The organism is Vibrio sp. E150_018 (assembly GCF_053544035.1).
The window spans coordinates 314,263-328,380 of sequence record NZ_JBHGNY010000002.1 but is presented as its reverse complement, the minus strand read 5'-3'; the positions used below and the strand labels follow the sequence as shown (position 1 = coordinate 328,380).

The 14,118-nt window shown below is 41.1% G+C and carries 10 protein-coding genes; 3 read left to right on the top strand and 7 right to left on the bottom strand.

Annotated elements, in window-relative coordinates; all coding sequences use genetic code 11:
- Positions 1-15: 15 nt before the first annotated feature.
- From folP to rlmE, 3 genes are all read right to left on the bottom strand, one after another.
- On the bottom strand, positions 16-846 hold the full coding sequence (folP, locus tag ACE3G9_RS04215) for a dihydropteroate synthase (protein ID WP_417880785.1): 831 nt from the start codon (positions 844-846) through the stop codon (positions 16-18).
- A gap of 147 nt (positions 847-993) precedes the next feature.
- A complete protein-coding gene (ftsH, locus tag ACE3G9_RS04210; RefSeq protein WP_417880786.1) occupies positions 994-2,937 on the bottom strand; it encodes an ATP-dependent zinc metalloprotease FtsH in 1,944 nt (647 codons plus the stop codon).
- A 40-nt stretch (positions 2,938-2,977) separates the two neighbouring features.
- Positions 2,978-3,607 carry a 23S rRNA (uridine(2552)-2'-O)-methyltransferase RlmE gene (gene rlmE, locus ACE3G9_RS04205; RefSeq protein WP_449218537.1) on the bottom strand — a complete coding sequence of 210 codons (630 nt, stop codon included), beginning with the start codon at positions 3,605-3,607 and terminating at the stop codon, positions 2,978-2,980.
- A gap of 182 nt (positions 3,608-3,789) precedes the next feature.
- Here rlmE and yhbY point away from each other — a divergent pair, with 182 nt between their 5' ends.
- Entirely contained in the window at positions 3,790-4,086 is a 297-nt protein-coding gene (gene yhbY / locus ACE3G9_RS04200) for a ribosome assembly RNA-binding protein YhbY (protein ID WP_417880788.1), read from the top strand.
- Between the two features lie 245 nt (positions 4,087-4,331).
- On the opposite strand, the gene greA is transcribed toward yhbY, so the two are convergent.
- Positions 4,332-4,805 carry a transcription elongation factor GreA gene (gene greA / locus ACE3G9_RS04195; protein ID WP_417880789.1) on the bottom strand — a complete coding sequence of 158 codons (474 nt, stop codon included), beginning with the start codon at positions 4,803-4,805 and terminating at the stop codon, positions 4,332-4,334.
- A 568-nt stretch (positions 4,806-5,373) separates the two neighbouring features.
- Here greA and ACE3G9_RS04190 point away from each other — a divergent pair.
- Both ACE3G9_RS04190 and dacB read left to right on the top strand, forming a co-directional pair.
- Entirely contained in the window at positions 5,374-6,435 is a 1,062-nt protein-coding gene (locus ACE3G9_RS04190) for a porin (protein ID WP_417880790.1), read from the top strand.
- Positions 6,436-6,541: 106 nt separating this feature from the next.
- Positions 6,542-7,969 (top strand): serine-type D-Ala-D-Ala carboxypeptidase, encoded by a 1,428-nt coding sequence (gene dacB / locus ACE3G9_RS04185; RefSeq protein WP_449218536.1) that lies wholly within the window; start codon positions 6,542-6,544, stop codon positions 7,967-7,969.
- Between the two features lie 305 nt (positions 7,970-8,274).
- Here dacB and carB read toward each other — a convergent pair whose 3' ends face one another.
- The 3 genes from carB to dapB all read right to left on the bottom strand — a co-directional run bounded on the left by carB (position 8,275) and on the right by dapB (position 14,009).
- Complete coding sequence (gene carB, locus ACE3G9_RS04180) at positions 8,275-11,505, bottom strand: carbamoyl-phosphate synthase large subunit (RefSeq protein WP_449218535.1); 3,231 nt, start codon at positions 11,503-11,505, stop codon at positions 8,275-8,277.
- Positions 11,506-11,521: 16 nt separating this feature from the next.
- Entirely contained in the window at positions 11,522-12,676 is a 1,155-nt protein-coding gene (gene carA / locus ACE3G9_RS04175; protein ID WP_449218534.1) for a glutamine-hydrolyzing carbamoyl-phosphate synthase small subunit, read from the bottom strand.
- Positions 12,677-13,199: 523 nt separating this feature from the next.
- The gene (gene dapB / locus ACE3G9_RS04170) at positions 13,200-14,009 is read right to left on the bottom strand and encodes a 4-hydroxy-tetrahydrodipicolinate reductase (protein WP_417880794.1); all 810 of its coding nucleotides are present in this window, start codon (positions 14,007-14,009) and stop codon (positions 13,200-13,202) included.
- Positions 14,010-14,118 lie beyond the last annotated feature (109 nt).

The window sequence follows — 14,118 nt, the reverse complement described above, 5'->3', positions numbered from 1 at the left end:
ATTAAGTAAATTGAATTATTGATTAGTTTGGATCATTTCAAGAATACGCATGGCATCTTGAGTTTCTTGTACGTCATGGACTCGAATAATTTGAGCCCCTTGCTGAGCGGCGAGTGTTGCACATACCACGCTACCTATAACACATTCACTGGTTGGCTTATTAAGGGCCTTCGATACCATAGACTTTCTCGACATTCCGGCAAGAATCGGTAATTTATATTCATGAAAACGTTCAAGGTTTGCCAGTAAATGATAATTATGCGCCAAAGTTTTACCAAAACCAAAACCGGGATCAATAATTATATTTTCACGCTTAATTCCTGCCGTAACACACGCATCGATACGCTGAGTTAGAAAATCATCAACATCTTGTAATACGTCTTGATACTCAGGATTATCTTGCATGGTTTTAGGTTCACCTTGCATATGCATAATACACACAGGGACATTTGCCTTGGCAACCACATCTAGTGCGCCTGATAAGCTCAGAGAACGCACATCATTAATAATATCTGCACCACATTCGATGCTTTGCTTCATCACTTCCGATTTACTGGTATCAATAGAAATCCAAACATCTGATTTTTGACGAATCGCTTTCACCAGTGGAATAACACGATTTAATTCATCTTCTAACGATACGTCCTTTGCCCCAGGACGCGTTGACTCACCACCAATATCGATAATAGTCGCACCCGCCGCTATCATAGCGTCAACTTGTAAGAGAGCTTTATCAAGTTGATTAAACTTACCTCCATCCGAGAAAGAATCAGGCGTAGCATTTAAAATCCCCATAATTTGAGGACGGCTAAGATCAAGTTGTTTGTGATTGGAAATTAATTTCATAGTAAGAATATTACTCACAATTTGCTTAGGCGAGGTAGAAGGCCAAATAACCTCTGCAATACTTAAATTAGATGTAGGTTAATCGGGCATGGGATAGAAAGCAAAAAGCCCCGACTTTCATCAGGGCTTGAGTATGCTTATTAAAACTTATGAATCTTTATTTTTTGATTCATTGTCGTCTTTTGATTGTTCAGAATCAGGCTTAGTTTCACCTTTAGCGTCTGGTGTCTTAGCAGTCGGCTCTGCAGGTTTCACTTCGCTGTCAGTCCAGCCTTGTGGAGCACGAATTGTTTCTGCACGATTCATCAAGTCATCAATCTGACCAGCATCAATCGTTTCATATTTCATCAATGCATCTTTCATTGCATGCATGATATCCATATTATCTTCTAAGATTTTCTTCGCACGCTCATAATTACGATCAATTAACGCTCGAACTTCTTGGTCAATCAAACGAACCGTATCATCAGACATATGCTTAGTTTGTGTAACAGATCGACCTAGGAATACTTCACCTTCATCTTCTGCATAAAGCAAAGGACCAAGTTTTTCAGAGAAACCCCATTGAGTCACCATCTTGCGAGCAATATCTGTCGCACGTTCAATATCGTTAGAAGCACCTGTCGATACTTTTTCTGAGCCATAAATAAGCTCTTCAGCCAAACGACCACCATAAAGGCTAGAAATCATCGACTCTAAATGCTGGCGAGACATACTTACACGATCTTGTTCAGGTAAGTACATGGTCACACCTAATGCACGGCCACGTGGAATAATTGATACTTTATAAACCGGGTCGTGTTCAGGAACTAAGCGACCAACAATCGCATGGCCTGCTTCATGGTACGCGGTCGAAGCTTTGGTTTCTTCAGTCAGTACCATTGAACGACGCTCTGCTCCCATCATAATTTTATCTTTGGCAAGCTCGAACTCAACCATAGAAACATTACGCTTGTTACCACGCGCAGCAAATAATGCAGCTTCGTTAACTAGGTTTGCAAGATCGGCACCAGAGAAGCCAGGCGTACCACGTGCAATCAGTGACGGCTCAACATTTTCAGCTAGCGGCACTTTACGCATGTGTACTTTTAAAATTTGCTCACGACCACGAACGTCAGGTAAACCAACCACAACTTGGCGGTCAAAACGGCCTGGGCGAAGTAATGCAGGGTCTAGTACGTCAGGGCGGTTAGTTGCCGCAATCACGATAATACCTTCGTTTCCTTCAAAACCATCCATTTCAACCAGCATTTGGTTTAATGTTTGTTCACGTTCATCATGACCGCCACCCACACCCGCGCCACGTTGGCGACCTACGGCATCGATTTCATCAATAAAGATGATACAAGGTGAGGCTTTTTTCGCTTGCTCGAACATGTCACGTACACGAGATGCACCAACACCAACAAACATTTCTACGAAATCAGAACCAGAAATAGTAAAGAATGGTACTTTCGCTTCACCAGCAATTGCTTTCGCCAATAAAGTTTTACCTGTACCTGGAGGACCAACCATCAATACGCCTGTTGGAATTTTACCACCAAGCTTTTGGAAACGACTCGGATCGCGTAAATAATCAACCAACTCTTTTACGTCTTCTTTAGCTTCATCACAACCAGCAACGTCTGCAAAAGTCGTCTTAATTTGCTCTTCACCCATCATGCGAGCTTTACTCTTACCAAACGACATCGCTCCTTTGCCACCGCCGCCTTGCATTTGTCGCATGAAGAAAATCCACACCCCGATCAATAAGATCATAGGGAACCAAGAAATGAAGATAGTACCTAATAGGCTTTGTTGCTCAGGTGGAGTACCCGATACTTTCACATTTTGGTTAATAAGATCGTCGAGAAGCTTATCATCATAAACCGGCATATAAGTTACATTGCGAGAATTATCAGTTCGAACAAAGGTAATTTCTCTATCCTTGAACTTTGCCTCACGAACTTGGCCTTGACCAACGTCTTTTACAAAGGATGTGTAATCAATCGCTTTTCCGTTACTGTCCCCAGGCCCAAAGCTCTGGAAAACTGACATCAAAACTACGGCGATTACTAGCCATAAAATTAAATTTTTTGCCATGTCACTCAAGGTGTCAGCCTCTCGGTCACTATTAATTAAAAGTAGATTACTACAGTTTATATCCTGTAGCTACGATATATACCTCACGAGAACGCGCACGTGAAGAGTCTGGTTTACGAATTTTTACAGCTTTAAACATTTCTCGTACATCTTTGACGTACTGATCAAAGCCTTCGCCTTGGAATACCTTAACCACAAAACTACCATCTGGAGCTAGAACTTGTCGACACATATCCAACGCTAATTCAACTAAATACATAGCTCTTGGTTGGTCTACCGCAAGATTCCCACTCATATTGGGAGCCATGTCAGACATTACTACATCCACCATATCAGGTTGAATCCGTTCTAGTAAGGCATCTAACACGGCATCTTCACGAAAATCCCCCTGAAGAAAGCTAACGCCAACGATCGAATCCATAGATAAAATGTCACAAGCTATTACTTGCCCATCATCGCCTACAATTTCAGCTGCATATTGAGACCAGCCGCCAGGTGCAGCGCCTAAATCTACGACTGTCATTCCAGGTTTTAAGAGTTTATCTTTCTCTTGGATCTCTTCAATTTTGAAAATAGCACGTGAACGGTAGCCCCTCTTTTGGGCTTCCGCTACATATTTATCATCAAAATGCTCTTGTAACCAACGACCAGAACTGGCCGAATGTTTTTTCTTACTCATTTTATTCCTACTGATTATTCAACACTTCCCACACAGTGTGATAGGAAGCTTCAGCTACTGCAGAAAACATCACAAGAGCCGTTGCGATTAATAAAAACTATTACGGAAAATATAGTCTTCCACAATAGATGGCGCTAAAATAGATGTTTTCAACCCTTATACTATAAAAAAATGGCCGCACAATGAACCTAAGCACCAAACAAAAGCAGCATTTGAAAGGACTAGCTCACAATTTAAAACCTGTCGTGCTAATGGGCGCAAATGGATTGACTGAAGCTGTTCTTGCGGAAATTGAGCTTGCACTTGACCATCACGAGCTGATTAAAGTCAAAGTCGCTTCTGAAGACCGTGAAACCAAGTCACTAATTATAGACGCTATTGTTCGTGAAACTAAAGCAGAAAAAGTACAAACCATTGGTAAAGTTTTGGTTTTATTCCGTCAAAGCGAACAGCGTAAAATTGAGATCCCACGTAAGTAATCACTTACTTGCAACTTTCAATTTATATCAAATAAAAGATCGCCTAGCGCGATCTTTTTTATGTTGCGAGATCCGAGAACGCGTCGAGTGGCGAGTAAACCACTGATGCGCTGCATATGATACATCAACTAAAGCACGTTTGAGCTTTTCGTTACTCGAGCAAAGCGTCCCCGCACCTCACTTCCATCTTAAACAAAAAAGCCGCATCAACTGCGGCTTTTTAATCAAACAATTACCCTGGATACTTAAATATAATCCACTTGGGTAATTTCGAAGTCTTTATCCCCACCTGGAGTTGAAATAACCACTTCATCACCTTCCATTTTACCAATTAAACCACGAGCAATTGGAGAGCTTACTGAAATTTTACCTGCTTTGATATCGGCTTCATCGTCACCGACAATTGTATATTTCACTTCTTTGTCAGTATCAATATCAAGTAAGGTTACCGTTGTACCAAAAATAACTTTTCCAGTATTATCCATTTTAGATACATCAATTACTTGAGCAACAGACAACTTATACTCAATATCGCGAATCTGAGCTTCACAAATGCCTTGTTCTTCACGAGCAGCATGGTATTCAGCATTTTCTTTTAAATCACCTAATTCGCGCGCTTCGGCAATGGCTGCCGAGATTAATGGGCGGCGCTTTAATAATGCTTCTAATTCTGTACGTAGTAATTGCTCACCACACACAGTCATTGGGACTTTATCCATTTTAAACCTCACTCCGACTTCAACTCCAAAGAGCGAACCTCAGACAAAAAATACCCACTCAACTTGATGCTGAGTAGGTGCCGTTAGAATATTTAATTGACAACTAGTGTAATTAAACTTGGTTATTTCGTCACTATAAAAATAAGATTTCAATCACATTTCATTGAAAATACAAGTGCTTTTGAAGCTTTAAATTTTTCTAAAACACAACCACTTTAAGTTAATTTCGCGGCAAAAATCTAAAAAAAACAAATTTGAGATCCCAATCACAAAATCCAACCAAGCGACATAACCCACTAAATACAATAGCTAAATTAAAACTAAAAAAACAAAATCAATATGAAAGGTGTGATTTTTAGGTATTTTGAGATCATTTGACTATCTTGAATGGGAACTTACACGGTATAAAACATGCAGTCATTATTTATGTCAGCTATCAATATATGCACTATATATTAGTTGGATAAAAGAAAGCCTATGTATTCAGTAACAAATCTGTCTACAAACAAAGTGATAGAGTAGTCATTAAGCTACCAACTTTAATCATTAAACTATTAGGATTAATACAATGAAAAAAACATTACTAGCTTTAGCAGTGGCCGCTGCTTCAGTATCAACTGTAGCTTCTGCAGCAACTATCTACAAAGATGACACTTCTACTTTAAACATGGGTGGCCGTGTTGAAGTTCGTGCTAACTTCTCTGATGCTAATAAATCTGTTGATGATAATGGTGTTCGTGATGGCAAAGATGACGACATCTATAAAGATGCATCACGTGTACGTTTTAACTTAGGTGGCGAACAAAAACTAAATGATGATATCTCTTTCATTGGTTTCACTGAGTGGGAAATCACCGAAAACAGCGATCCAGAAGGAGATGATGCGCAAATTAACACTCGTTATATGTATGGTGGTGTGCAGTCTCAAAAATTTGGTAGTTTAACTTACGGTCATCAAGATAATGCTTTTACTTACCTAACGAACTTCACCGATATAGCAGAAGTATTCAGTGGTTACATCAATGAATATAACGTTGCAACGTCTGACCGTGCTAACAACGTTCTACGTTACGCTTTTAACACTGAAAAACTGACAATCCAAGCAAGTGTTCAAGGTGACTCTGACTCAGATGGCACTGCTGTCACTCAAAATGCAGATGGTTTTGGCGTTATCGGTGCATATAAACTGACTGACACTTTAGAGCTTGGTTTAGGTTATGCACAAACTGATGCTAACAATGCAGGTGACGATCGTATCAGCACTGGTGATAACAACACTTACACGGCAGCGGTTCGCTATACTAATAATGGAATCTTATTAGCAGCAACATATGAAGGCGGTAAAATTGCTCGTTCTTCTGCTGATGAGTCTGATTTCGATGCCGCTGATGCTTACGCTGGCTACACCTTTGGTGACAACAACGTAAACATGACATATAGCTACTTCAATGCTGATGAAAATAGCTACGATGACTTAAATCTAAATTTTGTTGCTGTTGAGTACGCTCGCTACTTCGGTAATGCGACGGTATATGGTGCATACCAATTTAACCTACTATCTGACAGTGATGCTGCAAGTGAAAACCAAACTGAAGATCAATTCCAAGTTGGTTTCCGCTACGCATTCTAATTTGATGGCTTAAGCCGTTAAATTTGTGTAAAACGACAAACGCCCACTTAGCTTAAGTGGGCGTTTTTGTTTATACTTTGTTCTCCTCCACTTCATGGATTGAACTATGCGTTTCACCTCTGTTATTGTCTTAGCGACTTCTTTTTTATTCTCAGTTTCAAGCTACGCTGCGCCGCCTATCAAACCACATTTCCTAAGTAACGATATTCTGCCATCAGAGGCTCGAGTGGGCTTAATCGCTAAATCACCAAGCTCGACATTTTTGAGACAGAACAGTGATCAGCTATTTCCACCAGCCAGTACATTAAAGTTAATAACCGCACTGGCCGCTAAAATCGAACTGGGTGATGATTTTCGTTACTCAACACAATTAGAGCAACATGATAAAGATCTAGTAATACGCTTTTCTGGCGATCCGAGTTTAACTTCCGCCGACATTAGTCAGCTGTTAAAAAGTGCAAACATCTCAACAATTAACGGCGATCTTATCCTAGATAACGGTGCTTTTACTGGTTATGAAAAAGCAGTCGGTTGGCCGTGGGATATTTTGGGGGTTTGTTACAGTACCCCTTCCAGCGCAATTACTTTAAATGGTAACTGTGTGATGGCATCCATTTATACTAATGCTGATGGCAGTACTCGTGTGTTCACGCCAAAGCATCAGCCTGTTAATGTGAGCACGGCAGCAACTGCAATTACCCGTAAACAACAAAAAGAGCAGTACTGTGATTTAGAACTGACGACCACTCCAACTAACCATTACCGTTTATCAGGCTGCTTAGTGAAACGAGAACAGCCATTACCTCTGAACTTTGCCATACAAAACGTCTTTTTATATGCCTCAGAAACCTTGCATCAAATCTTAGATAAACAAGGGATAAAGCTTAAAGGCAGTATTAAATTAGCTACAACTATCAGGGCTAAAGAAGAACAGGCCCAAAATACAAAGGTACTGGCTAAGCATCTCTCTGTACCATTACCTGTTCTACTAGAGCACATGCTAAAAGACTCCGATAATCTATACGCCAACAACCTAACCAAAACCCTAGGTGAACATTACTTTAATCAAGCTGGCTCCTTTGCTAATGGCACCGAAGCAATTAAACAGATTTTAAAGAAACAGGCCAAAATCGATTTATCGAATGCAGTTTTAGAGGATGGTTCAGGGCTTTCTCGTAACAATCGAGTGACTCCAAATCAACTGTACTCAGTATTAAAGTTCATTAAAGTCAATGATAATAAACTAGACTTCATTCGCTTAATGCCAATCGCCGGTATAGACGGTACATTAAAATACCGCTCTAGCATGAGAAAAGCGCCAATAAAGGGCAACATAGTCGCGAAAAGTGGTTCTTTATTTGCCACTCACAATATGGCAGGTTTTGTACTTAATGACCAAAGCGAACCATCGACTATATTTGTACAATTAGTGACGGATTATCACCCGAAAAACAACACTGACACTATTCCACCACTAACCCAATTTGAGCAAGCGTTTTATCAGAATTTGATTAAGGCGACAAAGGAAAAGTAGCGGTACTCGTAGCTAGGACGCTTTGCTACTCGTGACTCGAAAAAGAAGAGTGGATACGAGTTACGGAGACATTACGCTCGGGAGCCGAGAAGACTAGTGAGTGATGAGTGAACAATTTAAAATCATCACATTCACATCAATGGCATTTATTTAATGTCTCGAACTTTCCGTATTGACCTCGAGTGACAAGAAGCAAAGCGCTCGAGCCCAGAGAAACGCAAATAAACAAAAACCCACTTTAGCTTCACAACTAAAGTGGGTTTATTTTTATTACTTATTAACGCTTATTTATTAACGTTTGCTTATTACGCCAAAGACCCTTTCACTTTTGCATGTAACTCTTGTACAGATGTCACATCCGAGCGGTTGTCTTCTTTGTGTGCCATACAGCTTGCAAACGCTGCATTCAAGGTCGTCGTATAGTTAACTTTCTCTTGAAGCGCGCCGCGACGTAGTACTTTTGAATCTTCAATAGCCTGACGACCGGCTGCCGTATTCACGATGTAGCTGTATTCATTGTTCTTAATACGGTCAAGAATATGAGGACGACCTTCATGTACTTTATTCACCAAGCGAGGGTTAATTCCCGCTTCGCCTAGCACGACTGCGGTACCGTGTGTTGCATCTAATTGATAGCCTAGTTTAATTAGCTGAGAAGCCAACTCTACAACACGCTCTTTGTCTTCTTTACGAACAGAAAGTAATGCACGGCCACCTTCAGGGTAAACATTACCAATGCCCAGTTCCGCTTTCGCAAACGCTTGAGCAAAGGTTTTACCTACGCCCATCACTTCACCGGTTGAGCGCATTTCTGGGCCTAACAGTGGATCTACACCTAGGAACTTGTTAAATGGTAATACAACCTCTTTAACTGAGTAATAAGGTGGAATGATTTCTTTAGTGAAACCTTGTGATGCTAAAGATTGGCCAGCCATTACGCGTGCTGCAATTTTAGCTAAAGGTGCGCCTGTTGCTTTCGAGACAAATGGAACTGTACGTGCTGCACGAGGGTTTACTTCGATTAGGTATACCTTGCCATCTTTAACCGCAAACTGAGTATTCATCAGGCCACGTACACCAAGCTCAAACGCAAGCTTTTCAACTTGCTCACGCATTACGTCTTGGATTTCCTGGCTTAAGGTATAAGCAGGTAATGAACATGCTGAGTCACCAGAGTGAACACCCGCTTGCTCAATATGTTCCATGATACCGCCAATCACCACTTGCTCACCGTCACAAATCGCATCAACGTCAACTTCAACAGCATCATCTAAGAATAGATCGAGAAGAACTGGAGATTCATTTGAAACACTTACTGCTTCATTAAAATAACGACGTAAATCTTGCTCGTCATATACGATTTCCATCGCACGACCACCAAGAACATATGAAGGACGAACCACTAACGGATAACCAATTTCACGTGATTTTTCAATCGCTTGTTCCATCGTAGTTACAGTGGCATTTTCAGGTTGTAATAAATTTAAACGCTCAACCGCTGTTTGGAAACGCTCACGGTCTTCTGCACGGTCAATCGCATCTGGACTAGTACCAATAATTGGCACGCCAGCCGCTTCTAATGCACGAGCCAGTTTCAGAGGCGTTTGACCACCGTATTGAACGATCACGCCTTTTGGCTTCTCGATACGTACGATTTCAAGCACATCTTCCAATGTTACTGGTTCGAAGTATAAGCGGTCAGAGGTATCGTAATCGGTAGAAACCGTTTCAGGGTTACAGTTCACCATGATGGTTTCATAACCGTCTTCACGTAATGCCAGTGATGCATGTACACAACAGTAGTCAAATTCGATACCTTGGCCGATACGGTTTGGACCACCGCCCAATACCATGATTTTATCTTTGTCTGAAGGATTCGCTTCACACTCTTCATCGTATGATGAGTACATGTAAGCCGTATCAGAAGAAAACTCAGCGGCACAAGTATCAACACGCTTATAAACAGGATGAATATCGAATTCCTCACGAGCACGGCGAATTTCGCTTTCTGCTACGCCAAGTAGTTTCGCTAAACGTGCATCACCGAAGCCTTTGCGCTTCATTTTACGTAATACATCTTCGTTTAGACCAGCGTAACCGCCTGCTTTCACTTCTTCTTCCAATTTCACTAGCTCTTCGATTTGAACTAGGAACCAACGGTCAACATTGGTTAGATTGAATACGCCATCCACAGACATTCCAGCACGGAATGCATCCGCAATGTACCAAATACGGTCACAACCCGCTTCTTTCAATTCTTGGCGGATCTTAGTCAATGCATCAGGTGCATCTAAATCGACCATTTCATCAAAACCATCACGACCAACTTCTAGGCCACGTAATGCTTTTTGTAGTGATTCTTGTTGGTTACGACCAATCGCCATTACTTCACCAACCGACTTCATTTGAGTGGTTAGACGGTCATTGGCACCGGCAAATTTCTCAAAGTTAAAACGAGGGATCTTAGTCACAACGTAGTCGATAGTTGGTTCAAATGACGCAGGGGTTGCACCACCTGTGATGTCATTCATTAACTCATCAAGCGTATAACCAATCGCCAGTTTTGCTGCAATTTTTGCAATCGGGAAACCTGTTGCTTTAGAAGCTAGAGCAGATGAGCGAGATACACGAGGGTTCATCTCGATGATAACCATACGGCCATCTTTCGGGTTGATACCAAACTGTACGTTTGAACCACCTGTTTCAACACCAATTTCACGCAATACCGCTAAAGAAGCGTTACGCATTAATTGGTATTCTTTATCTGTCAGTGTTTGAGCAGGCGCAACAGTAATCGAGTCACCGGTGTGAATGCCCATTGCATCGAAGTTTTCAATCGCACATACGATGATACAGTTATCCGCTTTGTCGCGAACCACTTCCATCTCGTATTCTTTCCAGCCAATCAATGATTCATCAATAAGAAGTTCATTCGTTGGTGAAAGGTCTAAACCGCGACGACAAATTTCTTCAAATTCTTCTTTGTTATACGCGATACCACCACCAGTCCCCCCCATCGTAAATGAAGGACGGATGATACAAGGGAAACCAACCATATCGAGAACTTTGTAAGCTTCTTCCATTGATTTCGCCGTATCGGCACGTGGACACTCAAGACCAATTGACTTCATCGCTTGGTCAAAACGAGAACGGTCTTCGGCTTTATCAATTGCATCGGCAGTCGCGCCAATCATTTCCACGCCGAATTCTTCCAGTACGCCGTGTTTTTCTAAATCTAACGCACAATTCAGAGCCGTTTGACCACCCATGGTAGGCAGTACTGCATCTGGGCGCTCTTTAGCAATAATGTTACGAACCACTTCCCAGTGAATGGGTTCGATGTAAGTGGCATCCGCCATTTCTGGGTCAGTCATGATGGTGGCAGGGTTAGAGTTCACTAGGATAACTCGGTAACCTTCTTCACGCAGTGCTTTACATGCTTGAGCACCAGAGTAGTCAAATTCACAAGCCTGACCGATAACAATTGGGCCAGCACCTAAAATCAGTACGCTTTTTATGTCAGTACGTTTTGGCATTTTCTACAACTCCCAATTATTTCTTATGTTCTTTGATTAATTCAATGAAGTGGTCAAACAATGGCGCCGCATCGTGTGGACCTGGACTTGCTTCTGGGTGCCCCTGAAAGCTAAATGCTGGCTTATCCGTACGGTGAATCCCCTGTAGTGAACCATCAAATAATGACTTATGAGTCGCACGTAGGTTTTCAGGTAATGTTTCTTCATCCGCGGCAAAACCGTGGTTCTGTGAAGTAATCAAGACAACGTTACGATCAAGATCTTTTACTGGATGGTTAGCACCATGGTGGCCAAACTTCATCTTAATGGTTTGAGCGCCAGAAGCTAAGGCTAAGATCTGGTGACCAAGACAGATACCAAAGATAGGTAAGCCTTTATCAAGGAAAGTTTTGGTTGCTTCAATAGCATAAGAACAAGGTTCTGGATCGCCAGGTCCATTTGATAAGAACACGCCATCTGGATTTAACGCTAATACTTCTTCCGCTGAAGTTTCTGCAGGAACGACAGTTAAGCGACAACCACGGTCAACGAGCATACGTAAAATATTACGTTTCGCACCAAAATCGTAAGCCACAACATGGTAAGGTAATTCAGTGTCAGATTTGGCTTCTGGTAGTCCATCAGTTAAAGTCCACGAACCTTGTTTCCAAGAATAAGACTCTTTGGTAGAAACCACTTTGGCCAAATCCATACCTTTAAGACCTGGAAATTCTTTGGCTTTCGCTAATGCCAGTGCTTCATCTAAATTACTCTCTTTTAGAGAAGAGCAAGCTACGATACAACCATTTTGCGCCCCCTTTTCACGTAAAACACGAGTTAATTTACGTGTATCAATATCAGCAATACCGACGATATTTTGTGATTTTAAGTATTCTGAAAGGGTTTGTTCACTGCGGAAGTTTGAAGCTATAAGAGGAAGATCACGGATAACTAAGCCTTGAGCATGAATTGAAGAGGACTCTTCATCTTCTGAGTTAGTACCGGTATTGCCAATGTGAGGATAAGTTAGAGTAACGATTTGCTGTGAATAGGAAGGATCAGTGAGAATTTCTTGATACCCCGTCATCGAGGTATTAAAAACAACTTCTCCAACGGCGGACCCATCTGCTCCAATGGATTGACCGCGGAACACTGTCCCATCTTCTAGGACTAACAGTGCGGAATTACTCAAGATAACCTCCAGAATAAATATGCAAAATAAATGTATAAGCTCTCGCTCTTATCTTTCTAAATAACCATATTTATGGAATTTAGGTAAATTGGCGCTATTCTAGAGATGGTAGCTAAATGTGTCAATAGTGTTAGAAAAAGAAATCTACAATAAAAGACAACTTACACCATTTATTTAACTAAAGGCCCAAAAACAACAATCTACCTACCTATTAGTAAAATTAACCACACATACAGATGTAAAAACCTTTTCTTAGTACTATTTTTTATCAAAAAAAACTTAAGTAGCTACATTTTGTCAAAAATAACAAAAATAACTGTTATTTTTAGGCGTCAAATAAAAATAAACACCATAGAACACAATAAAGACAATAAAACAATTTCACGTAATCGTTTCTTTACTTAAGCTAAAATACCCAAAAAGCCGCTCATTATCTGAACGGCTTTTCGTTAAAAATAACACTTTTGATATATTTCATTTATTCGAAACTGAATATATACCCAAGTTAATTGGGTATAAATCGTTACAGCTCATTTAGCCCCAATACATCTTGCATGGTGTAAAAGCCCGATGGTTGTGTTTCTAACCAAACGGCCGCTTTAATTGCGCCATTGGCAAAAGTCATGCGATCAGTGGCTTTATGGGTGATCTCTACTCGTTCACCAATATCTGCGAACATTGCAGTATGTTCACCGATAATATCCCCTGCACGGATAGTTGCAAAACCAATTTCATCTTTGGTTCTTTCACCGGTAATCCCTTCACGAGCATAAACGGCCACATCACTGAGTTTGTTCCCCATCGCACCAGCAATTGCTTCGCCCATACCTAAAGCAGTACCCGATGGTGCATCTACTTTATGACGATGATGAGCTTCAATAACTTCAATATCGCAGTAATCTCCCATTACTTTAGCTGCTTTCTCTAAAAGCTTGAACATCAGGTTCACACCAACACTATAATTGGGTGCCATCACGATAGAGATTTCCTGAGCGGCTTGATCAATAAACTGCTTCTCTTCCTCAGAGAAACCGGTTGTGCCAATGACAATTTTTTTGCCATGTGATTTACAAAGTTCGATATTAGCTAACGTACTGCTAGGAGCTGTAAAATCAACAATCACATCAAACTGCGAAATAACCTTTGATAAATCATCTACCAATGCAACGGAAAATTGCCCTTCACCACAAAGCTCACCAATATCAACACCGACTAATGATGACTCAGGTCTTTCCGAACCGGCTCCTACTCGAGCGTTTGGATTTAAGTGGGTAGCTTTTACTAAGTTGCGGCCCATTCGACCTGCTGCGCCTGCAATTGCAATACGAACCATTGCATCTCTCTCCTTTGATGATTTTGTTATTGGGAATGTAGCTTTTTTAACAAAGAATGGGAAGAAGTGTTTTTTCGTTACTCGTGTCTAGGGCGCTTCGCTTCTCGTG

What these genes read in the sequence shown, in the direction of transcription:
- ACE3G9_RS04190 (WP_417880790.1), top strand. Translation starts at nt 5,374, where the DNA reads ATGAAAAAAACATTACTAGCTTTAGCAGTGGCCGCTGCTTCAGTATCA.
- greA (WP_417880789.1), bottom strand. Translation starts at nt 4,805, where the DNA reads ATGGATAAAGTCCCAATGACTGTGTGTGGTGAGCAATTACTACGTACA.
- yhbY (WP_417880788.1), top strand. Translation starts at nt 3,790, where the DNA reads ATGAACCTAAGCACCAAACAAAAGCAGCATTTGAAAGGACTAGCTCAC.
- dacB (WP_449218536.1), top strand. Translation starts at nt 6,542, where the DNA reads ATGCGTTTCACCTCTGTTATTGTCTTAGCGACTTCTTTTTTATTCTCA.
- rlmE (WP_449218537.1), bottom strand. Translation starts at nt 3,607, where the DNA reads ATGAGTAAGAAAAAACATTCGGCCAGTTCTGGTCGTTGGTTACAAGAG.
- carB (WP_449218535.1), bottom strand. Translation starts at nt 11,505, where the DNA reads ATGCCAAAACGTACTGACATAAAAAGCGTACTGATTTTAGGTGCTGGC.
- folP (WP_417880785.1), bottom strand. Translation starts at nt 846, where the DNA reads ATGAAATTAATTTCCAATCACAAACAACTTGATCTTAGCCGTCCTCAA.
- dapB (WP_417880794.1), bottom strand. Translation starts at nt 14,009, where the DNA reads ATGGTTCGTATTGCAATTGCAGGCGCAGCAGGTCGAATGGGCCGCAAC.